Source organism: Rathayibacter sp. AY1D2, from assembly GCF_002932695.1.
Taxonomy (GTDB): Bacteria; Actinomycetota; Actinomycetes; order Actinomycetales; family Microbacteriaceae; genus Rathayibacter.
The window spans coordinates 40,337-63,093 of sequence record NZ_PSVX01000013.1 but is presented as its reverse complement, the minus strand read 5'-3'; the positions used below and the strand labels follow the sequence as shown (position 1 = coordinate 63,093).

Below are 22,757 nucleotides of genomic sequence, written 5' to 3'. Positions count from 1 at the left end.
CCCTCGGCCCGGCCCGCCGGCGACTCCGCAGAAGTCGCCGTGGTCGCGCGCGCGGACGGCGGGGCAACGGGTTCCTTCCGTGACGGTCGGCGGGCGGTGGGGCGGGAGCCGTCGATCGTCGGTGTTCAGGATCGCGCTCTCCCGCCCCCAGGGGAACCGTGTCCGGGGTGCTGTCCACCTGGTTGGGGGCTGCGGAGGCGAGGTGCGCGACAGGTGTCCGCTTACTCGGCTGTTCCGGGCCTTCTGGGTGACATGAGAACTCGGAGGTCGCCGTCCGCGCGCGCGACCACGGCGACTTCTGCGGAGTCGCCGGCGGGCCGGGCCGAGGGCGCCGAGGGCTCGGTGGCGCGGATCGACTGGCGCGAATGGACGGGGCCAGATGAGGTAAGGCTATGCTTACCTGGGCTCCACGCCGAGACGCGGGTGCCGCCCGCCGACGGACCGGGCCGCCGAGCCCTGCCGGCGAACCGGGCCCATGAACCGGGCCCATGAACCGGGCCGACGACCGACGCCCACGAACCACGGGAGATCCATGTCCACGCACCGACGGCGCCCCGCCGCCCTCGCCCTCGCCGCCCTGACCCTGCTCGCCCTCACCGGCTGCGGCGCCTCCGAGCAGATCGAGCCCGAGAGCACGGCCGCCGCGGGGGAGGGCACGACTTCGTACCCGCTCATGCTGGACAACTGCGGCACCACGACTACCGTCACCGCCCCTCCGCAGCGGGTCGTCTCCCTCGACCAGAACTCGACCGAGATCCTGCTGTCCCTCGGCCTCGAGGACCGGATGGTCGGCACCGCCTCCTGGACCGACCCCGTGCTCGCGACCCTCGCCTCCGCGAACGAGAGCGTGCCGCGCCTGGCCGACAACGCGCCCACCTACGAGGTGCTGCTCGGCGCCGACCCCGACTTCGTCACCGCCTCCTTCGGCCGGCACTACGCGCCCGAGGGCGTCGCCTCGCGCGACCGCCTCGCCGAGACGGGGATCGGCTCCTACCTCGCCCCCTCCGACTGCGACAACGGAGCGAGCGTCAACGGCGGGAGCGGCACGCGCACCGTCCCGCTGACCGTCGACGTCCTCTACCAGGAGATCCACGAGCTGGCCGAGGTCTTCGACGTGCAGCAGCGCGGCGACGCCCTGGTCGCGCAGCTGCAGGAGCGCGCCGCCGCCGCCACCGAGGGGGTCGACCTCGGCGGCCGGAGCGTCGCCTTCTGGTTCGCCGACACCAAGACGCCCTACATGGCCGGCGGCTACAACTTCGCCTCGATGCTCGGCACCACGACCGGCATGACCAACGTCTTCGCCGACCGCACGGAGGACTGGCCCGCCGTCGGCTGGGAGAGCGTCGTCGCGGCCGACCCGGACGTCCTGGTCCTCGGCGACCTGCAGCGCGACCGCTTCCCCGGCGACCGCCTCGACGACAAGACCGCGTTCCTCCGCTCCGACCCGCTGACCAGCAGCCTGCCCGCGGTGCAGGACGGCCGCTTCATCGCGCTCCACGGCGCCGAGTTGAACCCGTCGATCCGCTTCGTCGACGGGCTCGAGAAGATCCGCGCCTGGTGGGACGAGAACGGGGCCTCGCTCTGAGCACGCACACGGGCACGAGCACGGTCCTCGTCCGCCGGGTGCCGCGGGGTCTGGCCGCCGCCGCGCTGGTCGTCGGCGGGCTGCTAGCGCTGGCGCTCTCGGTCGGCGTCGCGGTGACGCTCGGCCCGGCCGACGTCTCGCTCGTGAACGTCCGCGACATCCTCCTCAACCACCTCGGGCTCGCCTCCGTCCCGGTGCGTGCGGCCGGGGACGCGATCGTCTGGCAGGTGCGCCTCCTGCGCGCACTCGTGGCCGCGGCCTGCGGGGCGGGGCTCGGCGTGTGCGGAGTGATCCTGCAGTCGCTGCTGCGCAATCCGCTCGCCGACCCGTTCGTGCTGGGCGTCTCCTCCGGAGCGTCCACGGGCGCGGTGCTCGTCGGCGTGCTCGGGGTCGGCGGAGGAGTGGTCGGGCTCTCCGGAGGCGCCTTCGTCGGCGCGCTGGTCGCCTTCGGCTTCGTCCTGCTGCTCACGCGGTTCTCGGCGGGCGGCACCTCGGGCGTGATCCTGGCGGGGGTGGCGAGCACCCAGCTGTTCTCGGCGCTGACCTCGCTGATCGTGTTCGCTCTCGCCGACTCGGACGAGACGCGCGGCGTGATGTTCTGGCTGCTCGGCTCCCTCGAGGGCATGCGCTGGGACGACGTGGCGCTGAGCGGAGGAGTCGTGCTGCTCGGCTCCGTGGTCTGCCTCGCCGCGGCGCGCACGCTCGACGCGTTCGCCTTCGGGGAGGACGTGGCCGCGTCGCTCGGCGTGCACGTGGGCCGCACCCGCCTCCTCCTGCTGGTGGTGACGGCCCTGCTGACGGCGACCCTGGTGAGCATCGCCGGCGCGATCGGCTTCGTGGGGCTGGTGCTGCCGCACGCCGCGCGACTCGTGTTCGGCCAGCGGCACTCGCGGGTGATCCCCGCGACGATCCTGCTCGGCGCGGTGTTCCTGGTGTGGGTCGACGCCGGATCGCGGGTGGCGTTCGCGCCGACTCCGCTGCCGGTGGGGGTCGGCCCGCCACACGTCGGCGTACCGGTGTTCATGCTGCTGCTCCTGCAGCGGAGGCGCCGCTCGTGACGCTCGAGGCCGAGCGGGTCTCGTGGCGCCGCTGCCGCCGACTGGTGGGGGACGGGGTCTCGCTCCTCCCCCATCCCGGCTCGACCGTCGGACTGCTCGGGCCCAACGGCTCGGGCAAGTCGTCACTGCTGCGGCTGCTGCAGGGCACCGCGGCTCCGGACGCCGGCGTCGTCACCCTCGACGGCGCGCCGCTCCGCTCGCTCGGCCGCCGCGAGGGCGCCCGGGCCGTGGCCACTGTGACGCAGCCGGCCGAGACGGAGGCGGACCTCCCCGTCCGCGACGTCGTCCGGCTGGGGCGGACACCGCACCGCTCCCTTCTGGGCGGAGACTCGGCCGAGGACCTGCGCGCGATCGAGCGCGCCCTCGAGCAGGTGGATCTCGAGGCGAAGGCCGACCACCTCTGGCACACCCTCTCGGGCGGCGAGCGGCAGCGCGCGCACATCGCCCGGGCGCTGGCGCAGGAGCCGCGCGAGCTGCTGCTGGACGAGCCGACCAACCACCTCGACATCCGCCATCAGCTGGAGCTGCTAGCCCTGGTGCGGGCGCTGCCGGTGACCACGGTCGTCGCGCTGCACGACCTCAACCTCGCGGCCCTGTTCTGCGACGCGCTGCTGGTGCTGCGCGAGGGGCGCGTGGTCGCGGGCGGCACCCCGGAGGAGGTGCTCACTCCGGCGCTGATCGCGGACGTCTACGGGGTGCGCGCCCGCGTGATCGTCGACGCCGGACGGCCGCACGTGCTGTTCGACTCCTGATTCCGCTGCCGCATCCTGACCCCACTGCCAGACGATCGTCGATCAGTCAACGGCCTCGTCCACTTCTGGCAGCGCGTTCTACCGTCGGTGAACCGGCTTCGAGACCTCACAGGAGAGGTCCTCCTCGCGCTGGGCGAGGTGAACTCCTGACGGAGGTCGATGGACGTGCCGGTGACGGCGAAGGGGAGTCGAGAGATGTCCAGAGACGACGTGGCACCGGGGCGGTTCGCGCGGTTCGTGAAGTGGGTCAACAAGGCCGACGGCTGGGAGCCGCAGTACCTGCGCGGGCGGGTCGTGGCCAAGAAGGACGGCGAGTGGATCGTCGCGGTCGACGGCGAGGAGCGCCGGATCGTGAAGAAGGAGTGGAGCGTCTACCGCTGACCCTCGGGGAGGACTCGTGATGCTGCCCGACCGGCGCACGCCCGAGATCAGAGAGGCGCGTCCCGGAGTCTTCGTGCTCGAGCTGCGCCGCACCCGCCGCCGGCCCGCCGAGGAGCTGGGCGTCCTGATCCGCACGGGCACGACCTGGACGGTGCTGGGCCCCGAGGGCGTGCTCTCCGACGTGCCGAGCTTCCACGACGCCGTGGCGGCCCTGCGCGAGTAGCGAGGCATCACCGAGGTACCCGCGGCCCCGCTGAGTCGCCCGAGACGGTCGCCCTCTCCGGCGTGTCGACGGCCGTCCCGGGCACCTCAGCGCGGAAGGGGGCGGCGCGGCGGTGGTGCCGCCGAGGCGTGGGCCCGCCGCGCCTACAGCTGGCGGCCCGGACGCTGCACGCCGAAGAAGGTGACGGTGAGGGTCGCCGAGGTGCTCTGCGCGGCGGACGGCGCGGACTCCGACAGGCGCACGGTCAGGCGGAGGTGGTCGGTCGCTCCGACGGCCAGAGCTGGGGAGCCGGGCAGGTCGAGGCGGGAGGCGGCGGGGCGGTCGGCCGACACGGTGGTGACGGTGCCGGGGCAGGTCGCGGCATCGGCCGACCAGGACAGCGAGCAGCGCTCGATCGCGAGCTGCAGGCCGTCCGAGAGGTCGGTGCCGGTGGCCGTCTGCAGCTGGAGGGCCGACATCGGCAGGGTCCCGGCGTTCGTCAGGTCGAGGAGGCGCCGGGCCGTGCCGCCGGGGACGAGTCCCGCGACGGGGACCGGCACGGTCGTCGCTCCGGTGCCGGTGAACGTCGCGATGACGGTGCCGGAGGCGATCCGTGCGCTCACGGAGCCCCGGTCCAGGAGCACGGCGGTGGCGGTGGCGGCGGCGCCGAGGACGAGCGCGCCGGCGACGAGTCCCGCCAGGCCGGCGCGGGAGACCACGCGGCGGCGGACCTCGGGGGAGTGGCGCGGGGCTCCGCGGTCGCGGGAGGACGGCCGGGCGCTGTGCCGTCCGTGCTCAGCGGGCGGACGCAGGGGCTCCGGGGGCGGCGTGCCGTCCGACGAGCGGTGCGCGCCGCTCACGGGGCAACCTCCGCGGGGTGGCGCCAGATGGCGATCAGGAGCGCGCCCACGATGACCGCGCCGCCCGCGGCGAAGAGCGCGAACCGCGCCTCCGGGTGGGCGAGGCCGATGCTCGGCCAGCCCAGCAGCGGCACCACCGAGCTCTCGCGCCAGATCCGCTCGTCCGCGATCGTCACGATCCACGGGTCGGCCGACTCGTTGTTGTCGCCCTGGGCGGTGAGCGCCAACTGGCCGGGCTCGCGGCCGCGGAGGGCCGCCGCCTCCTCCTCGGAGTAGACGAGGGTGAGGCGGGGGCTGACGCGGCGGCCGGGATCGTCCGGGTCGGTGAAGACGATCACGTCACCGGCGCGGATCGCGGCCTGGTCGACGGGCAGGGTGACGGCGAGGGAGCCGACGGGCATCCCGGGCGCCATCGAGTTCGACAGCACCGGCACGAGCCGCACGAGACCGAGCGCGGAGAGGACGAAGACGGCGATGCCGGCGACGGCCACGATCGTGACCAGGCCGCCGAGGAGAGCGCGGAGGGCCTTCACGCCTGCTCCCTCCGGTGACGACGGCGCGCCGCCGCGGCGAGCAGGGCGCCCGAGCCGAGGGCGAGCATCCCGCCCAGGAGCGCAGCGCCCAGGTCGCGGCCGGTGACGGCCAGCCCGCCGCCCGCCGCTCCGGGGAAGGAGCCGGGGCCGGGCGTCGCGGAGGGATCCTCCTCCGTCGTGCCCACGAGCACCCGCAGCGACGCCGCCGCGAGCTCGGTCCCGTTGCCGGCCGACTCCGGGAACAGGACGCGGACGCGCACGCCCACGGTGGCCCCGCGCTCGAGCGGACGGACACCGTCGAGCCGGCCGAGCGTCGCCGCGGGCCCGGATCCGAGCGGCACAGCGTCGTCGGGGCAGAGGTAGCGCTCGACCGTGCGCCCCCCGTCGACGACCTCGGCGACGGTGAATGCCGAGGCGCAGAGCTCGACGGACAGCTGGAGGCCGTCGCGCGGGTCCTGCGCCAGCGTCCCTCCGTCGACCGCGAAGGCCACGGAGACCCCCTGCGGCGACAGGCCGGTGCTGGTCACCTCGACCGCCCACTCGGCGCGGTCGCCCGGAGCGAGGTCGGTGAGGGATCCGGGCGCCGAGAGCTCGCGCACGTCGAGCACGCCGACGGGCTCGGCGCTCGCCGCGGGCGCGAGGAGCACCGCCGCGAGGACGGCGACGAGCGCACGGGCGTGGGGCATGGGGACGACTCCGGGAGGAAAGGGGGATGCCTCCGCCCCGCGCCGGTGGCGGCCGGGCAGGACGGAGGCGGTGGGGGACGGTCTACTTCTGGATGCCGGCGCGCTGGATCGCGGCGGCGGTGAAGGTGACCGTGGCGGAGGCGTTCTCGTACGCGTTGTCGGCCGCGGTCGGCAGGACGAGCTCGATCAGCGTGTTCAGCGTCACATCACCGGCGTCCGAGGGGAAGGTCCCGGTCGTGGTGGGGGTGATGCCGAAGTTCGCCGGGGTGAAGTCGACCGCGCCGGCCTGGCCGCCGATGGACGACAGCTTGCCGGATCCGGTGACCGTGGTGGTCCCGCTGCAGGAGTACGGGCCCGCCGGAGTCGTGGTGGGGGCGGTCGTCCAGGCGGTGGAGCAGGTCAGCAGGCGGTAGTCGAGGCCGTTCGGGCCGGAGACGAGAGACTGGCCGACACGGTTCTGGTCGGTGGTGTCGGATCCCACGACGTCGTTGGTGACGGCCTGCGAGAAGCGCACCGACGAGACGAGGTCGCCGTCGTTGGTGGCGTTCGGCAGGACGATCGTCACCGGGCGCTGGATGGTGTCTCCGGGCGCGATGTCCGTCACGATGAAGGTGCCGTCGAGGTTGATGTCGAGCTGTCCGGCGTCCGCGGTGACGCTGGCGCTCCCGGAGTCGGTAAACACGGCGAAGGCGCCGGCGCCGGCGAGGGCTCCCGCGGCGAGGAGGACGCCGCCGGTGAGGGCGATCTTCTTCCAGGGGCTGCGACGGGTGGGTGCTGTGGTGGTCATGGCGACCGTTCCTTTCTGGTGGGTGGTGCCCGGTGCGGGCGTGGTCTCCCTCACGAGGACACGTGCAGGACGAGAGGGGTGTCGGCGGGGAGGCATCAGCAGCCTCCGGCGGTGGTGACGGCCGGCTGGGCGACGGCGGTCGAGGCGGCGGACGCGACTCCGAGCCAGCGCTGCAGGTCCGGGCGGACCCGCCACTGGTAGCTGCGGCCCTCACCGACCCGGTCGTCGGTGAAGCTCGTCGCGGAGGCGGCGGGTGCCGCGATCACGGTCCAGGGGCCGGGCGTCGTCCCCGCGAGGCGGCGCTCGAGGGTCCAGCCGGTCGCTCCAGCGGCGGCCGACCAGCTCACGAGGGTGCTCGGCCGACCGGCCGTGCAGCTCGCGACAGGCGTGGCGACCACGGAGGAGCTGGTCCAGGCGCCGAGCCCGACCGCTCCGCTCGTGCTGCCGGTGCCGGAGAAGCCGCGCCGGACGAGGGGAGCGGGATCGACCCACACCGTGATCGTGCCGCCCGCCGTGAGCGCGCCGTCCGTGACCGTGTACGCGATCGTCGCGCTCCCGGTCCAGCCGTCGGTCGCGGGCGTGTAGGTGCACGTGGATCCGGAGCAGGAGAAGGTGCCGCGCAGCCCGGCCGGGACGCTCGTGCCGGCCAGGGCGAGGGTCGTGCCCGGGTCCTCGTCGGTGTCGTTCGCGAGCGGAGCGACGGTGACGGCGGGGCCGCCGGTGGTCGCGACCACGCGGTCGGGTCGGGCGACCGGCGCGCGGTTCAGCGCGGTGACGGTGACCGTGACCCGCACGTTCCAGGTGCCGTACTGGCCCGAGAGGGAGTAGTCGAAGACGTCGGTGCCGACGAAGGCGGCGATCGGGCGGTAGGTGCACTGGCCGCGGGTCGCTCCGCTCGCGACGCAGGAGACGGACCCCTGCAGGGGAGTGGCGGGGGCTGGGGTCGCCGCGCCTCCGATCGCCTTCGGGGTCGCCGAGAGCTGCGCGCGCGAGAAGGTCGCTCCGGTCGCGGCGGGCCCGTCGTTCGCGAGCACGTCGATCACGACCGATCCGCCCTGCACGACCGTCGCGGCGTCGGCCGCCGGATCGGGGATCACTGAGATGCTCACCGAGGCCGTGCGGGTGAACGCCCCGCCGGTCGGGCCGGTCGCCGTCGCCGTGGCGGTGTTGGCGATCGTGCCGGCGGTGACGTCGGCGGCTGTGGTCGTGTAGGCGGCGGTCGCGGTGACGACCTGGCCGGGCAGCAGTCGTCCGGAAGTGCCCGGCCAGGAGTAGGTGAGAGCGGAGAGCCCGCTCTTGGGGTCGCTGATCGCGACCGCGGTGAGGGTGGTGGTGCCGGTGTTGGTCGCGCGGAAGGTGTAGGTCACCACGGTGCCGGCGGCGCTGATGAAGGCGGGGTTCGCGGTCTTGGCGAGCGCGAGGTCGTTCGTGCGGGTGATCGTCACCGTCCGCGAGGCGGTGGCCGTGACGGCGGCGCCCGTCGGAGGGGTGCCGGTCGCGGTCGCGGTGTTGAGGACCTGGCCCGCGTCGACGTCGGCCTGCGTGAGCGTGTACGACGCGGTCGCGGTGACCGACTGGCCGATCTCGAGGCGCCCGGCGGTCCCCGGCCAGGAGTAGGCGAGCGCGGAGAGCCCGCTCTTGGGGTCGGTGACCGCGACGGCGCTCAGCCCGGTGTTGCCGGTGTTGGTGGCGGAGAAGCTGTAGGAGACGGTCGAGCCCACGGCGGCCCCGGTCGGGATCGTGCCGTTCTTCGTCAGCGAGATCGAGGGCGCGTAGCGGATCGGCGTGGTGGCCGTGGAGGTCGCGGTGACCGTCACGGCCGAGGCTGCCAGCGTGCGCCCGCTGACCGTGGCGGTGTTGGTGACGGCCGTGCCCTTGTCGATGTCGGTCTGCAGCACCGTGTACGGCGCCGAGGTGAAGGTCGCGCTCGCTCCGGGTGCGAGCTGAGTCGAGGCGGGCGTGATGCCGGTGACCTTCGGGTCGGCGACGGCGACCGTCTGCAGCGTGACGTTGCCGGAGTTGAGGGCGAGGAACGAGTAGCGGATCTGCTCGCCCGGGTCGGCCTGGGCGTTGCCGTTCGTGTCGGTGAGCAGGGCGGTCTTGGTGAGGGTCAGAGCGGGAGCCGGGGTGGCGATGGGGGCGGTGGCGGTGGCGGTCCTGCTCGTGACGGGGGTCGTCGTCACGACGTTCGAGATCGTCTCCGTCTTCGTCGCTGCAGCGGTCGCCGTGTTGACGAACGAGCCGGCCACCGCTTCGGCGGCCGTGACAGTATTAGATCCCGTGCAGATGGTGGAGGCCAGCGGGAGCAGGGTCGTCGTCGGACAGGAGATGCTCGCGGCCTTCGGGTCCGTGACGACGATGCCGGTGAGCGTGCCCCGGATGGACCCGTTCGTGACGACGAACTGGTAAGGGATGACGGATCCCTCGGCGTAGGCGACGGGCTGCGTGGTGGTGCGGTCGATCTGCTTGACCAGAGTGATGTCGTCGAGAGTGTTGATGGACGAGACGGAGACGTTGCGGACGAGGTGGGTGTCGTTCGATCCACCGGTGGACGCCGTGAAGCCGAGCTTGTAGGTCGAGGGCGCTGCGGTCGGCATCGTGAACTGCATCAGCTGCGTCAGCGCGGAGGCGGCCATTCCCGCCGAGGTGCCCCAGTAGACCGTGACGACGGGGGAGGCCGTGGCGGACACGGTGATCCGCACGGTCCTGCCGTAGCTCGCGGGCGGATTGCCCGACGAGACGGTGATCGGGGTGCGGACGGAGGTGAGCGTCGGCGGCGGCGCGGCCTGCAGGAAGCAGTAGCCGGTCTGGCCCTGGCCTGCACCGCGGGCGACGATCTGATTCGCGACCTGGCCCTGGCCTGAGCCGGAGGGGCACCCGAATCCGAGTCCGTAGGTGGGCGGGGCGTTGGGTGTCGTGCTCTGCGTGGGAGGTCTGGCCGAGAAGTTCCCGTAGGCGTCGATGCCGATGCCGAGATAGCCGCCGTTCACACCCTCGACGGTCGCGGACTGACCGTAGCCGAGCGAGCCGCCAGGGGCTCCGGCCGCCGTCAGTGACTTCGAGCCGTCCGTGAGGAAGAAGCCGATGCCGTCTGCTCCGAGGAGGCCGAGGGCGGAGCTGTACTGGTACTGGTCGAACTGGACGTCGATGCCGCCCATCGCGGGGATCGGCCGGTTGAAGACCGCGCCGCCCTTGGCGTTGTTCCGGGCGTCGGTGAGCTGCAGGAAGCCCGGACTCGTCGCGGCGGCGGGGGCCTGAGTCCGGTTGGCGCAGACGCCGAGATTCGAGGAGCCGGTCGGCGGAGCAGTGGTCGCCGCCGTGATGCAGGCGCCGTCGAGCGCCTGCCACGCCGAGTCCGCGACGCTGATGCCGCCGAACCCCTCCTGGAGCAGGACCGTGGCCGCGGCGGCCCTCGACGCGGGCAGGACCACGAGGACGGCGGCGAGCAGGAGCAGCACGAGGCCGAGGGCGATCGAGCGGTCGTGGCTCGGCCGGGCATGCGCGTTCGACACGGATCGACCTCCCCCCGGGGCGCCTCGCCGGGCCTTCCGGATGGAGCGGGATCACGATAGGTCGCAGCTCGGAGGCGCCCTGTCCCCCTGAGACGGGACGTGGGCGGCGGACGACGGGCCCCCGATCCGGTGGGCACGCAGAAGGGGGAGAGCAAGCGCTGAACCAGCGCTCAGGTGGTGTCCAGAAAACGCGACCTATCCGGGGCTCCCCCGCGAGAGTGTTGACGTGCGCACGGCCCTCGCGCCGGGCTCAGGGCGGCCTGGATCCGTGCCGGCCCCGCGGGACCCCGGAGTTCCGCCACCGACACGATGCGGTTCCGCTCCCGTGGCGGGCATCTCCGGAGCAGTGGCGCGAGATAGCGCTCTCACCAGGACCTTCTCGCATCCCTCCGCCGCTCCACGCCAGGTGGGAGCGCCGCCGCGGGTGTCCCTGAAGCGGGTCTGGCGGTCGCGCAGCGGACGCGGGAGGATGCATTCGCGCCTGCCCGCCCGCACGGTCCCCCGAAGGACCGCACCGCGCCCCCTCCACGGTGGTCCGATCCGGACCGCAGCACCCCCCTCACACCTTCCGGTCAGGCTCCGCCGACCGAGCAGCCCTCTCCACGTCGGGATCCCATGTCCTCTCCTGCGCGCCACAGCCGCCGTCTCGTCCTCACCGGAGCCGCCCTCGGCGTCGGATCCGCCTTCGCCTACGCGATGACCGCGTCCGCGGCGCCCGACTACAGCGTGATCCCGCCGCTGCCCAACGAGCTCGGGCGCAGCGACACGGCGATCTCGCGCGTGGGGAAGAAGCCGTACCAGATCATCGACGTGATGATCGGCACCGACCGCGCGCGGCTCTTCGTCCCGCACACCGCGGTCCCCTCGCAGCGGATCGGCCGGGTCGTCTACTGGTACTACCACGCCAACGGGAGCACCTACGCGGCCCTGTCCGGCGCCTACCAGTACAGCGCTGACCAGGCCGTCGACAAGGGCGTCATCTCGATCTGCCCCAACTACGGCGGCAGCATCTACACGAACAAGCGGGCCGTCGCCATGCAGGTGGACGCGGTCGCCTGGTTCCAGAAGACGTGGCGGATCGGCGCGAGCTTCCTCCGCTCGAACTCCGGCGGCGGAGCGCTGCTCTGCTGGGCGTACGGCAACAAGCTGGTCCCCGAGATCCGCGGCGCGTACCACGCGGCCGGCGTCTACGACATGGCCGACATGGCCCGCCGCGATCCGGGGCGCGTCCTGCCGGACTACGACAACGACCCCTCGACGATCCCGGCGACCGACCCCGCGCTGCTGCCGCAGGCCTCGTGGGCGGGGGCGCGGATCCGCACGACCGGCTCGACGGAGGACGTCCTCGTCCCGATCGCCGTGCACGGAGGGGCCTGGGTCGCGCTCGCGAAGCCCGTCGCGAAGGAGGCTGTGGTCCTCTACACGCCGACCGACGGCGCTCCGAACGGCCACAACGTGCCGAGCCTGACGAACAAGGACATGCTCGACACGTTCGACCGCTGGCTCGCGGAGCAGCCGGTCGTTCCGCTGCCCGACGAGCCCGCCTCGTCGATCCCCGGCGAGGGCACGTACCAGAACTACTCGCCGCTCATCACGACGGCGGGCACCTGGAGCACGATCTCCTCCTCCGCCGACAGCGGCGGGAGCATCAGCTACTCCAGCTCGGCCGGAGCGTCCGCGAGCTTCCGCTTCTCGGGCACGGGCGTCAGCTGGGTGAGCCGGATGACGGCGACCTCCGGCATCAACGAGGTGCTGCTCGACGGCGTCCTCGTCGCCACCGTCGACCGCTACAGCCCCACGACCCGCTCGGGTCAGACGGTGTGGACGAGCGGACCGATCGCCGCCGGCACCCACACGGTCACGATCCGCCGCGGGACGACGCGCAACCCGGCGTCCACCGGGTCCACCCTGATCCTCGACGCCTTCGTCGTGACCGCGGGGACCGTCTCCACGTCGACCCCCACCCCCACCGCGACGGCGTCTCCGACCAGCACGCCGACGCCGACGCCGACGGACACGCCGACCCCCACCGACACGCCGACTCCGACCGAGACCCCGACGGCCACGTCCACGCCCACCCCGACCTCGACGCTGCCGGCGGCGGGGACGTACCAGAACGGAGCCGCCGTCATCGCGACGGTCGGCACCTGGGCGACGCTCTCGAGCACCGCCGACAGCGGCGGCAGCATCTCGTACTCCAGCACCTCCACGGCCTCGGCGACCCTCCGCTTCCGGGGCACGAAGGTCAGCTGGGTGAGCCGGATCACCCCGACCTCCGGCATCAACGAGGTCCTGATCGACGGCGTGCTCGTCGCCTCCGTCGACCGCTACAGCGCCACGAACCGCTCGGCCCGCACCGTGTTCACCAGCAGCACCCTCAGCGCCGGCGAGCACACCATCACCATCCGCCGCGGCAGCAAGCGCAACGCCGCCTCCACGGGCAACTCGCTGATCCTGGACGCCTTCGTCGTCGTGTGAGCCGCTCGGGCGCCCGAGCCGCCCGCGTGATTCCGGACAGAGGACGCGGGCGGGCTCGGGTGGCCGGGTGTGCGGGGGCTCGTGGAGGGGGCCTTTGTCGCTGAGTCGCTCGCTCGGCGCCCACTGCGTCGAGTCGCCCGTGTCGAGTCGCCCGAGAATGCAGTTGTTTCAACGTTCTCGGGACCAATTCGGGCACCTCAGCGGGCTTCGCGCGAGGCGGCCCGTGCGAGCATGCGGGGACGAGAACGCTGATCCTCGGAGGAACGGGCTGGCTCGGCGGGCACCTCGCGGCGGAGGCGCTGCGGCGCGGCCACGACGTGACCTGCCTCGCGCGGGGGACGGCCGTGCCCGCGGGGGTGTCCCTCGTCCGGGCCGACCGCGACCGCGAGGACGCCCTCGACGCCGTGGCTGCGGCATCGTGGGACGCGGTGATCGACGTCTCCTCGACCCCGCAGCACGTCCGCCGATCCGTCCGCGACCTGCGCTGCAGCGCCTACGTCCTCGTCTCGACCACGAGCGTCTACGCCGAGAACGCGGTCGTCGGCGCGGACGAGGACGCCGAGCTGCTGACTCCCTCCGACGATCCCGCCTCGTACGGCGCTGCGAAGGCCGCCTGCGAGCAGGCCGTGCTGGCCGGATCCGCGCCGTCCCTGATCGCGCGCGCCGGCCTGATCGTCGGCCCCGGCGACCCGACGAGCCGCTCCTCCTACTGGCCCTGGCGCTTCAGCGCGCGGTCCGGGCCCGTGCTGGTGCCGGATGCGCCCGAGCTGCCGACGTCCGTGGTCGACGTGCGGGACCTCGCCGCATGGCTGGTGGCGTCCGCCGAGGCGCGGGTGGCGGGCGTGATGAACGTCTGCGGGACCCCCGTGCCGTTCGGCGAGCACCTCGCCGCGGCGCGGAGCGGATCGTCGGCCGAGCCGGTCGCCGTGCCGCAGGAGTGGCTGCTCGAGCGTGGCGTCGGCCAGTGGGCGGGCGCCGGCTCGCTCCCGCTGTGGATCGCGGACCCGGACTGGCGCGGCATGAACGCACGCTCGACGGCACGGGCGGAGGCCGCGGGCTTCGAGCGCCGCGAGCTCGCCGAGACGCTGCGGGACGCGGCGGCCGCGCACGTGCCGGGACGCGGCGCCGGACTGGGGGAGGAGCGGGAGCGGGAGCTGCTGGGGGAGTGGGGTGCGGGGCGGGATTGAGGCGGCGGGCCGTCTCGGCTGAGTCGTCCGATGGAGCAGGCGGCCCTACGACGAGGCGCGGAGTTCAGAGGCCGGAAGAAGTATTGATCCCTGCCCGCCTGGCAGCCGCTCGACCGATGTCGTCCAGCTGAGCGAGCATCTCGGCGGGCGGCCTCGTGACGTCGATCCGCACCGTCCGAACCACGACACCGGAGCCTTTCACCGTCGCTGTCCGATCACTCGGGTCTCCGGCGCTCGAGACGTAGACGAGCGTCCCTTCAGCCAGCCCGAGCACTGTGCAGTAGGCCAGCATCTGGTAGAGGTCCTCGACCCTCGGTGGCCCGAGTTTGTACTTGGCATCGATGACGACCACTGGTCGGCCGCCGGCGACGTGGACGAAGTCGGGTCGGATCGGCTGGCGTCGTTCGAGATCGAGATGAGCGGGGAACTGACCGATACTGACGCCACGCGAGACCCCTGAGAGAGCGCTGCTCAGAGTCGTGGTCACGAATGCCTCGAACGCCTCCGCCATATTGACGACGAAGGAGGCGACGGTGTGGCCGCCGTTCGTCGTGGTGGGCGTGATGCGTGCGAGCACGAGTTCGGCGAAGCGCAGGGCGGGCTGATAGCGCTGGTTCAGCCGCGACGGCTGCCACGACGGTGTCATCGTCCCTGGCCGCAGGAGGGCTGCCTCCGACAGTCTCGAGTCGAGGTGCGCCAGGCGCCGCCGGACGTCCGGCGACACGCGGGGCACGGCGAGCAGCAGCCGGCCGGCCGCACGCAGGATCCGGTTCTCGACGATGTCGGCCGAGTAGTCGTCGACCGTCAGCTCGATCGGGAGGAGTCGTCCGCCGCGGCGCGACATCTGGTCGGAGAACCGGACCCGCCCGCGCACCGTCATGGCGCTCTCGTCGTACCGTCGGTACCCCTGCAGGAGGCCGTGCCCGAGTGCACGTTCCGCGATGCGCGCGTACGTCTCGGCGACCGCGGGGAAGATCTCCCTGCCGTCGCCGGAGACCTCTTCCGGTCGGAAGCCCGGGTCCGCCGCGTACCCCAGCATGAAGAGCACCGAGGAGAAGGCGGCCTTCGGACGGACGACGACCTCGTCGCCATCGATCCGAATCGCCCCGATCCTGTTGAGCTGAGGCTTCACCTCGGCGCCTGACGCTGTCATGCGGGATTCGAGCAGCCCTGCGCTGCATACGCGACCGATGACCTCAGGGTCGAACGAGACCGCCGTCCAGCCGCCGTTCTCGTCGAACTCGACGCGGGTCATCCGGCCGGAGCGTCGTCGACCGCTTCGTCCGGATCCGCGACAGCACCGGGCTCGAGAGCGCTGAGACCGAACGTCGCCCGGACCTCCGCGCGAGACAAGCGTCCGTAGTAGTGCTCGTCGAGCAGCGGAAGGATGTCGTACTCCCAGATCCTCGCCAATCCGGAGTCCGTGCGGGCAGAAGCGCCCATGAGGTAGGACGGGCCGATCTGGAAATCGCGGTCGAGGTCGCCGATCCGCTCGTTGAGCTGCCTCAGCAGAGCACTTCGGCTGATCTCATGGTGCTGCGCCTTCGACCATCGCTCGATCAGGCCGAGTACCGGCTCCTCTGCGGGGTGCAGCTCGACGAACGAGAACCGCCTCCTGATCGCCGCGTCCACCAGGGAGATCGAGCGGTCTGCCGTGTTCATCGTTCCGATGACGAAGAGATTCTCGGGCAGACGGAAGTCCTCCTCCGGCGAGTACTGCAGTGAGACCCCGGCGTCGCGGTATTCGAGGAGCAGGTAGAGCTCGCCGAACACCTTCGCGATGTTCGCCCGGTTGATCTCGTCGATGATCAGCACATGCGGCACTGTCGGGTTCGCCGCCGCCGCAGCAGCGAGAAGACGTACCGGCCCCGGTGCGAGTCGGAAACTCGCGGACCCCTTCTCATCGACCGTCGGCCGGAACCCCTCGAAGAAGTCCTCATAGGAGTAGGAGGGGTGGAACTGGACGATGCGGACCGCGCCCTTCGGCGCGATGAAGTCGGCGAGAGCACGGGCGAGATAGGTCTTGCCCGTTCCGGGAGGCCCGAAGAAGATCGCTTGGCGACGCTCCTCGAGGAGACCCAGCACCTCGTTCAGCCACAGTGAGTCGTAATGCAGGCGACCCGCGAGTTCGGGCGTGCTGCGGGGGAGGCGGAGGGGGCCGGACAGCGGAGGTGCGGGCGTCGGTGCGATCGGCGGCGATATCAGGAAGCCGACGTCGGTGATCGGAGCGCTGCCGGACAGGACGTCGAGGACGGCGTTCGGTATCTCCGACCTCGAGACCGGCGTTCGCCAGTCGACGCCGCGTCGTCCTCGGGAATCGAGTTCTCCGATGACGCCCCAGTGCACGTCGTCGGAGCCGTCGACGAAGACCTGGTCGCCGGCCGCCATCGTCACGAGGAACTGCGCAGCCGAATCCACCTCGGTGAGGAGATCGGTGATGGGCGGTCGCGGACCGGCCCCGGACGTCGGCCAGTCTCTCCATGAACGGAGCGCTTCGTCGCGGATGCCGCTTCGACCGCCATCCGGCGGGAGCGTGACGTGGAGGCCTGGGAGGGCGAGTGGCGCGCCGGGAGCGGCCGAGGGTACGGCCCAGCCGCGATGCTCGGTCTGCGGTGCCGCAAGCCACCATTCCGCGTCCCACGGTGGCGAGTACCAGGCGATGTCGAGCTCGCCGCTCGGGTCGAGGCTGTCCCGCAGAGCGAGCAGATCGCGGTCGACGTCGTCCGTCACCGTCGGGAGCGCTCCCGCGAAGGCGTCGCGGATCGCGTGCTTCTGCGCGACGGAGACGATTGCTTCGAAGCAGCTCGGCCAGGCCAGAGCGAGCAGAGAGCTCCGGATCGGTGGAGCATCACCCTGTACGTCGAGCGTGCGGTCGCGGAAGAGCCAGGGATCGCCGAGCGCGGCTTCGCGATGATCGGACGCGAGGGCGTCCCACTGCCGGACGAAATCGCACAACCAGAGGAGATGCTGTGCGATCTGCTGGTTGAACCCCTGACCGCCGTTGAAGACGCCGCGAGTGTCGAGGGCGTCGACGATCACATCAGGGACCCGGGGGCGATCGGGCAGCACGTCGAGGATCTCCTGCAGAAGAGCGAGCTTCGTCTTCGCCCGGATGTTGATGAGGGGGAGGCGCTGCAGGAAGCAGAGCTCAGCGGCGAGCAGGACGACCGCCCTCGGCTGATCCGTCATCTGCTCGGCGATCCGCTCACGGAAAGTGCCGGTCGACCCGGGTGTCTCGATCGCTCGCCGGAGTGCCGCCGCAGTATCAGCGGTCCAGGTCACCGTCCGGCCGTCGAACGCGGAGGCCTGGCGTCGGAGACCACCGTCGAGGACGACCCGGGCGGCCTGCGCGATCGCCGTCCGCTCCGCCCGGCCCGTCCGTCCGGACGTCTCCGGTTGCTCCGCTGGAACGCCGGGGTCGGTCGTTCCTCTTATGGCCGCGCAGTCCGAGCACCATCCCGGTCGCGTCAGCGTCCTGAGATCGACATCCGGCGCAGCACCCCAGGCCTTCAGCACTTCGTCCTGAGCCCAGATGCGGATCGGAGTCGTCACGCCGTGAGCACATCCTGGGAGATGCAGCTTGCCCGAGGACGCTTCCTCGTAACCGTGCTCGGATGCGGCGAGCCCCCACTCGACGCCGTCGAAGGACCGCGTGGAACCGGAGATGCGCCCTCGAGCTCCCGGAGCAGTGCTGAGCACCAGGAATCCGAGCCCTGTGAGGACCCGCTGTGCCTGGCCGGAGGTGAACTCGCTCCTCTGCAGACCGGTGACCTCGGAGATCACCTGTTTCACGGGGAAGCGGCTGCCGCTCACCTCGACGGAGTACGTGCTCACCTCGGCCGGCGCGGTACGGGCGAGGGTGCTCTCGACTTGTTCCCGTGTGAGTTCGTAGGTGGCGCCGTTGATCGTGAACTGCACTTCGTCCCCTTCGTCGTTCCGGTGAGTCTGTCGGACGGTACCGACTTTCACCGCATCGGCTCCCTTTTCGCGCCGGGAGAAGAGGGGGTGTCACTGACCGTCTTCGAGTCCGTCTGCTCCGGTCTTGGTATGGGGGAGAGTCCGACGCGATGAGCGCGGAGAATCCGACGGGACGGCGACCGATCGAGAAGGAAGCGACAGCCCTTCCGCAGCGAACCGGACCTCGACCGGTATGGCACGATCAACCCATGCCCGGCTCACTGCACGCCTATGTCGTCGAAGGAACCCGTCTCCGAGTGGATGTGGTCTCGGATCAGGGGGCGACTCTCTCCCTTGCGGGGGAGTTTACCGATCTCGAGCCGGTGACGGAGAGCGGTGGCGTTCTCGAGAGCAATCCTGCACTGCGCAGCAACATGTGGGCGTACGCCAAGACCTGGTACCGCGCCCGGATGACGTCCAATGCCGAGGCTCTCGCGCATTCGGATCCGGCCGAGCAGAAGGCAGCTCTCCAGCAGGTGGAGCAGGAGCGGCGGACCGCACAGAAAGTGGCCGAGACGTACGCGAAGACGGCGCAGTGGATCGCGGACGTCGCAGACGACGTCTCGCTGCTGGACGTCCAGCACGGATGGTGCTCGTCGTGCTTCTTCAACACCGAGCACCGGAAGTCGAACCGTCCCGCGGGGCAGCTTCCCGTCTACGTCTGCCAGGGCTGCGGATCCGCGACGCTCCCGTGCGTGGCTGTGGGCTGCGGCAACATGGCGGTGCGCGAGCGCGGCGCTCTGCGCGTCCCCCAGTCCTGCGCCGAGCACAAGCACGAGATCCCGGGCTTCGAGAAGGCCCAGGGGAGCTTCGGCGAGCTGCACGACTACGAGGCCTTCCTCGAGTACGAGAAGCCCGACCTCGACGCGACCTCGAAGATCATCGTGGGCGGCATCGCTGTCCTCGCGATGGCGGCGCCGGTCGCTCTCCTCGCCGCTCCCGCCATCGGCGGCGCGATCGGCTCGCTCGGCGTCTTCGGCGGATTCACCGGCGCAGCGGCGAGCTCACACGGACTCGCGCTGCTCGGCGGCGGCACCCTCGCAGCGGGCGGGCTCGGCATGGCCGGCGGCACGGCGGTCGTGACGGCCGTCGGAGCGGCGGTGGGAGGTGTCCTCGGGGCATCGGTCGCGAACGCCTACCTGAGCGAGGACAAGTCGTTCCAGATCGAGCTGCTCCGTCCGGGAACGGGCGGCGTCCCCGTGGTCGTCGCTAACGGGTTCCTCACCGACGGTGAGGGAGAGCGGTGGGGCAAGTGGAAGTCGATCGTCGACTCCCGCTACCCGGACTCGCCCGTCTACCGCGTCCGATGGGGGTCGAAGGAGTTGCGGGATCTGGGGGAGCTCGCCGTCGGCGCAGCAGGCAAGGGCGTCGCCATGGGGCTGCTCAGAGGAGCGGCGGCGCTCGGGCACAAGGCGGGGGCGAAGCTTCTCGGAGGCGTCGCCGGGCCGGCGATGATCGCCTCGGACCTCGCGAGGAACCCCTGGCACGTCGCGAAGAATCGCGCCGACAAGACGGGCGTGATCATCGGTGATCTGCTTGCACGCACGAACGCGGAGTCGTACGTGCTCATCGGTCACAGTCTGGGAGCGAGGGCGATGGTCGTCGCCGCGCAGTCCATGGGCACGAAGCCCGGAGGGCCGCGGATCCAGGCCGCACATCTCCTCGGCACCGCGATCGGAGCGAAGAGCAACTGGGACTCGTTGACTGCCTCGGTCGACGAGGCGGTCTACGGCTACTACTCCCGCAACGACGCGATCCTCAAGTTCGTCTACCGGACGGCTCAGGCCGGTGAGACGGCAGCTGGTCTGGTGGGCTTCATCCCCGCGTCCAGCAAGATGCAGAACATCGACGTCTCGGATCGTGTCCAGACGCACTTCGAGTATCAGGACAACGTCGAGCTCCACGACGCCGTCTGAGCGGTGCCGGGCGGGAGGTCGGTGACCTCTCGCCCGCGATCAGTCGATCCGCTGGTCCTTCGTCCATTCGCGCAGGACTCGCCGACGACCGCCGGCTCGGCCGTTCGGCCCTCGAGCGACGAGCGCTGTCCGAGCTAGCGCCCTTCCCCACCCAACCGCACACTCATCCTCGCGACCTCCTGCCACGCCCCGGTCGCCCGTTCCTCCGCCGTCGCATCCCGGGGCAGCCCGGTCTTCCGCTCCCGGAGCCGCAGCTCTGCGGCCGTCATCGCGCTCTCGTGCCCTCGCGCGAGGAGGTACGAGTGGGCGTCCGTCGCGAAGGCGGCCAGGGCGTCGAGGAAGATCTCGAGGGCGCGGGCGGCCTCGCCGACGCGGGACGGATCGCGGGGCACCGGCAGCATCGGCACGAGCCGCAGCCTCCCCTGCCAGAGGCGCTCGTCGAGCGGATCGGCGAAGAGGGTGAGCGCGGTCGCGAGCGTTCCCGAGGCGGAGGAGGGGAACGCGCGGCGGACGTCGTGGACGATCTCGTGGAAGTGGTCGTCGGTGAGGCCGAAGCCGACGAAGAGCAGGTGCCGGGTCGCGAGGGTGGCCTTCACGATCGAGGAGAGGGCGCGGCGGGAGGAGTCGAAGCCGAGGTAGTCGTCGCGGGTGAGGACGATCGAGGACGGGTCGTCGACGGTGCCGTGGAGCTTCAGCAGCCAGCGCTCGTGGTCGCCCTCGTGGTCGCCGGGGATGACGGCGCGGGGGACGCCCGCGTCCTCGGACGCCGTCTCGAAGAGGCGGTCGTAGTTGAGCGTGATGGCCTGCTCGGAGTCGATCGCGGTGAGGAGCGCCGGCGCGAGACCGTACCGCTCGAGGGAGCCGATCTCACGGGCGACGGCCTCGGCGAACCGTCCGGGCTTCTCCTCGTCGAAGAGCGTCGCGAGGTAGGACGCCTGGTCGAGCACGTTCTTCCCGCTGAGGACCGCGGACGTCTCGGAGTCGAGTCCGATCTCGCGGCCGAGCTCCTCGAGCAGTCCGTCCCAGGAGGGGCCGCCGGCGCTGACGCTGGTCCCGGCGCCGAGGAAGGGCACGAGCCGGCGGCGACGGGCGCGCTCGGCGAGGCTCTGCGCCTCCTCGAGGGCCGGAGCCTCCAGCTCGGGCCAGGACGTCGCGGGATCGAGTCGCCGCCTGGACTGGGCGAAGGCGTGGACGTCGGCGCGGAGGGTGACGATCGCGATGTCGACCTGGAACGCCTCGGCGGCCTCCCGCAGCACGCGGAGCTGCTGGGCGAGCACGGCGTCGCGGAGCGTCCCTGATCCTCCTCCCGCCGTCGCGAAGAGCGGCACGGCCAGGAGCGGCAGCGGCCGCCTCGTGCGCCGATCTCTCGTCGCCGTCCGCGCGGCGACCTCGACGAAGGTTCGGAGGCGGCGGGCGATGTCGGCGAGTCCTTCGCTGTCCTCGGCGTCGTGCACGGCGCGATCGGGGACGGCGGTGAGGACTGGAGTGGGCTCGCCGTCGCGCGGCGCGAGCGGCAGTGCCGCCTGTCGGCCGTCCGAGAACTCCGGAGTCAGTACGGCGCGTGCGCGATCCTCCAGCTGCGGGACCCCGCGCCAGAAGTCGGTGAACGAGAGGAAGCGGTCCGTCGGCAGGAGCCACGCGTCGCAGGCGAAGTGGAGGAGGCTTCCGCGGGTGACGAAGAGATGAGGTCGAGGCACGGCCTCTTCCTATCAGCATCGCTCAGTCGCCCGGGAGGGCTCGTTCTCCGCGTCGAGAACGAGCCCTCCCGGGCGACTCGGTGCAGACGGCCGGGAGTCACGCGAGCATCCGATGCCGATGTGACGCCGGCGTCAGCGCCCCAGCACTCCCGCGTACACCGCCAGGTACTCGTCGACCATCCGGTCCACGGCGAAGCGGCGGCGCGCGGTCGCCCGCACGGCTGCGCGGTCGAGGAGTCCGACCCGCTCGACCGCGGCGACCGCCTCCGACAGGGAGCCCACCGCGTACCCGGTGACGCCCTCGTCGATGATCTCGGCCATGGATCCGCGGCGGTGCGCGAGCACCGGCGTTCCGCAGGCCAGCGGCTCGACGACGGAGAGGCCGAACGGCTCGTCGAAGCCGATCGGATGCAGGAGCGCGAGCGCCCCGCCGAGGACGAGGGCGCGCTCCTCCGGCCCGACCGAGCCGCGGTAGACGACGCGCGTCCCGTCGACGAGCGGCTCGACCTCCTCGCGCCAGTAGCGCTCGTCCTGGACGATGCCGCAGAGGAGGAGTCGGCGTCCGGCCGCGGCGGCGATCCGGACCGCCTCCGCCGTGCCCTTGTCGGGATGGATCCGGCCGAGGATCACAAGATCCTCTCCTCCGGATCCGGCGGGGAAGCCGTCCACGTCGATCCCGTGGTGCACCGTCGCCGCGTAGTCGAGCTCGGGGGAGCGGTCGCTGTCCGAGATCGACACCAGGTGCGCGGTGCGCGGATGCCGCAGCGCCTCTCGGTAGGCGGGCAGGATCTCGGGCCCCGAGAAGCCGTGCACCATCGTCACCAGGAACACGGCCGGGGTGCCGTCGACGTCGACGCAGCGGCGGATCAGGAGGCCGGCGCCGCGAGTGGCGTCCTCGCGGCCGTGCCCGGCGGGGAGGACCTACTCGAGGAGGAAGGCGCGCCCGTTGATCAGCAGCGTGTCGCCGTCGGTCGCGGCGAGAACGCCGAATTCGTCGACGGAGCGGGTGGAGTCCCCGGCGGTGTCCGAGGTCGCGGCGACAGCGGGAGTGGCTGCGGCGGCGGTGAGGAGGAGCCCGCAGGCGAGTGCGGTGATCACGGTCGTGCGGTTCATCGGCGTCGTCCTTGGCGTCGTGGTGGGCCGCTTCTCGTGGAGGCGGCGGGAAC

Annotated in this window: 18 protein-coding genes; 8 read left to right on the top strand and 10 right to left on the bottom strand. The window is 72.0% G+C overall.

Features of this window, described 5'->3' with window-relative positions:
- The first annotated feature begins 532 nt into the window (after positions 1 to 532).
- The 5 genes from C5D04_RS05300 (at position 533) to C5D04_RS05280 (ending at position 3,999) form a co-directional block, all read left to right on the top strand.
- Positions 533 to 1,585: an ABC transporter substrate-binding protein gene (locus C5D04_RS05300; RefSeq protein ID WP_104234087.1), complete on the top strand. Its 1,053-nt coding sequence runs from the start codon at positions 533 to 535 to the stop codon at positions 1,583 to 1,585.
- Positions 1,558 to 2,643, top strand: coding sequence for an iron ABC transporter permease (locus C5D04_RS05295; protein WP_104347357.1), 1,086 nt, complete (start codon positions 1,558 to 1,560; stop codon positions 2,641 to 2,643). The genes C5D04_RS05300 and C5D04_RS05295 overlap by 28 nt, the downstream gene beginning before the upstream one ends.
- Positions 2,640 to 3,395, top strand: a complete 756-nt coding sequence (locus C5D04_RS05290) for an ABC transporter ATP-binding protein (protein ID WP_104347356.1) — start codon at positions 2,640 to 2,642, stop codon at positions 3,393 to 3,395. Before C5D04_RS05295 ends, C5D04_RS05290 begins: the two co-directional genes overlap by 4 nt.
- 195 nt (positions 3,396 to 3,590) lie before the next feature.
- Positions 3,591 to 3,776, top strand: coding sequence for a hypothetical protein (locus C5D04_RS05285; protein WP_104223398.1), 186 nt, complete (start codon positions 3,591 to 3,593; stop codon positions 3,774 to 3,776).
- Positions 3,777 to 3,795: 19 nt separating this feature from the next.
- Positions 3,796 to 3,999 carry a hypothetical protein gene (locus tag C5D04_RS05280; protein ID WP_104234084.1) on the top strand — a complete coding sequence of 68 codons (204 nt, stop codon included), beginning with the start codon at positions 3,796 to 3,798 and terminating at the stop codon, positions 3,997 to 3,999.
- Positions 4,000 to 4,142: 143 nt separating this feature from the next.
- Here C5D04_RS05280 and C5D04_RS05275 read toward each other — a convergent pair whose 3' ends face one another.
- The 5 genes from C5D04_RS05275 to C5D04_RS05255 form a co-directional block, all read right to left on the bottom strand.
- Positions 4,143 to 4,838 (bottom strand): peptidase, encoded by a 696-nt coding sequence (locus tag C5D04_RS05275; RefSeq protein ID WP_104347334.1) that lies wholly within the window; start codon positions 4,836 to 4,838, stop codon positions 4,143 to 4,145.
- A complete protein-coding gene (locus tag C5D04_RS05270) occupies positions 4,835 to 5,371 on the bottom strand; it encodes a signal peptidase I (RefSeq protein WP_104347355.1) in 537 nt (178 codons plus the stop codon). The genes C5D04_RS05275 and C5D04_RS05270 overlap by 4 nt, the downstream gene beginning before the upstream one ends.
- Positions 5,368 to 6,057: a sortase gene (locus C5D04_RS05265; protein ID WP_104347354.1), complete on the bottom strand. Its 690-nt coding sequence runs from the start codon at positions 6,055 to 6,057 to the stop codon at positions 5,368 to 5,370. The genes C5D04_RS05270 and C5D04_RS05265 overlap by 4 nt, the downstream gene beginning before the upstream one ends.
- Positions 6,058 to 6,139: 82 nt before the next feature.
- The gene (locus C5D04_RS05260) at positions 6,140 to 6,844 is read right to left on the bottom strand and encodes a TasA family protein (protein ID WP_104234080.1); all 705 of its coding nucleotides are present in this window, start codon (positions 6,842 to 6,844) and stop codon (positions 6,140 to 6,142) included.
- Positions 6,845 to 6,939: 95 nt separating this feature from the next.
- Positions 6,940 to 10,356, bottom strand: a complete 3,417-nt coding sequence (locus C5D04_RS05255) for an Ig-like domain-containing protein (protein WP_104347353.1) — start codon at positions 10,354 to 10,356, stop codon at positions 6,940 to 6,942.
- A 615-nt stretch (positions 10,357 to 10,971) separates the two neighbouring features.
- Here C5D04_RS05255 and C5D04_RS05250 point away from each other — a divergent pair.
- Both C5D04_RS05250 and C5D04_RS05245 read left to right on the top strand, forming a co-directional pair.
- Positions 10,972 to 12,834, top strand: coding sequence for a hypothetical protein (locus C5D04_RS05250; protein ID WP_104234078.1), 1,863 nt, complete (start codon positions 10,972 to 10,974; stop codon positions 12,832 to 12,834).
- A 248-nt stretch (positions 12,835 to 13,082) separates the two neighbouring features.
- Positions 13,083 to 14,021 (top strand): NAD-dependent epimerase/dehydratase family protein, encoded by a 939-nt coding sequence (locus C5D04_RS05245; RefSeq protein ID WP_104347337.1) that lies wholly within the window; start codon positions 13,083 to 13,085, stop codon positions 14,019 to 14,021.
- 64 nt (positions 14,022 to 14,085) lie between these two features.
- Here C5D04_RS05245 and C5D04_RS05240 read toward each other — a convergent pair whose 3' ends face one another.
- Entirely contained in the window at positions 14,086 to 15,276 is a 1,191-nt protein-coding gene (locus C5D04_RS05240; protein WP_104234076.1) for an McrC family protein, read from the bottom strand.
- Entirely contained in the window at positions 15,273 to 17,939 is a 2,667-nt protein-coding gene (locus tag C5D04_RS05235; RefSeq protein WP_104347352.1) for an AAA family ATPase, read from the bottom strand. The genes C5D04_RS05240 and C5D04_RS05235 overlap by 4 nt, the downstream gene beginning before the upstream one ends.
- 362 nt (positions 17,940 to 18,301) lie before the next feature.
- Here C5D04_RS05235 and C5D04_RS05230 point away from each other — a divergent pair, with 362 nt between their 5' ends.
- Positions 18,302 to 19,894, top strand: a complete 1,593-nt coding sequence (locus C5D04_RS05230; protein ID WP_219815011.1) for a DUF726 domain-containing protein — start codon at positions 18,302 to 18,304, stop codon at positions 19,892 to 19,894.
- Positions 19,895 to 20,028: 134 nt separating this feature from the next.
- Here C5D04_RS05230 and C5D04_RS05225 read toward each other — a convergent pair whose 3' ends face one another.
- The 3 genes from C5D04_RS05225 to C5D04_RS05215 all read right to left on the bottom strand — a co-directional run bounded on the left by C5D04_RS05225 (position 20,029) and on the right by C5D04_RS05215 (position 22,704).
- Positions 20,029 to 21,591, bottom strand: a complete 1,563-nt coding sequence (locus C5D04_RS05225; protein ID WP_104347350.1) for an SIR2 family protein — start codon at positions 21,589 to 21,591, stop codon at positions 20,029 to 20,031.
- A gap of 132 nt (positions 21,592 to 21,723) precedes the next feature.
- Positions 21,724 to 22,422, bottom strand: coding sequence for a glycosyltransferase (locus C5D04_RS05220; protein ID WP_258068839.1), 699 nt, complete (start codon positions 22,420 to 22,422; stop codon positions 21,724 to 21,726).
- Positions 22,423 to 22,512: 90 nt separating this feature from the next.
- Positions 22,513 to 22,704 (bottom strand): hypothetical protein, encoded by a 192-nt coding sequence (locus C5D04_RS05215; RefSeq protein ID WP_104223384.1) that lies wholly within the window; start codon positions 22,702 to 22,704, stop codon positions 22,513 to 22,515.
- Positions 22,705 to 22,757 lie beyond the last annotated feature (53 nt).

Coding starts and splice junctions, on each gene's coding strand:
- C5D04_RS05280 (WP_104234084.1), top strand. CDS start 3,796: ATGCTGCCCGACCGGCGCACGCCCGAGATCAGAGAGGCGCGTCCCGGA.
- C5D04_RS05215 (WP_104223384.1), bottom strand. CDS start 22,704: ATGAACCGCACGACCGTGATCACCGCACTCGCCTGCGGGCTCCTCCTC.
- C5D04_RS05250 (WP_104234078.1), top strand. CDS start 10,972: ATGTCCTCTCCTGCGCGCCACAGCCGCCGTCTCGTCCTCACCGGAGCC.
- C5D04_RS05285 (WP_104223398.1), top strand. CDS start 3,591: ATGTCCAGAGACGACGTGGCACCGGGGCGGTTCGCGCGGTTCGTGAAG.
- C5D04_RS05240 (WP_104234076.1), bottom strand. CDS start 15,276: ATGACCCGCGTCGAGTTCGACGAGAACGGCGGCTGGACGGCGGTCTCG.
- C5D04_RS05260 (WP_104234080.1), bottom strand. CDS start 6,844: ATGACCACCACAGCACCCACCCGTCGCAGCCCCTGGAAGAAGATCGCC.
- C5D04_RS05300 (WP_104234087.1), top strand. CDS start 533: ATGTCCACGCACCGACGGCGCCCCGCCGCCCTCGCCCTCGCCGCCCTG.
- C5D04_RS05265 (WP_104347354.1), bottom strand. CDS start 6,057: ATGCCCCACGCCCGTGCGCTCGTCGCCGTCCTCGCGGCGGTGCTCCTC.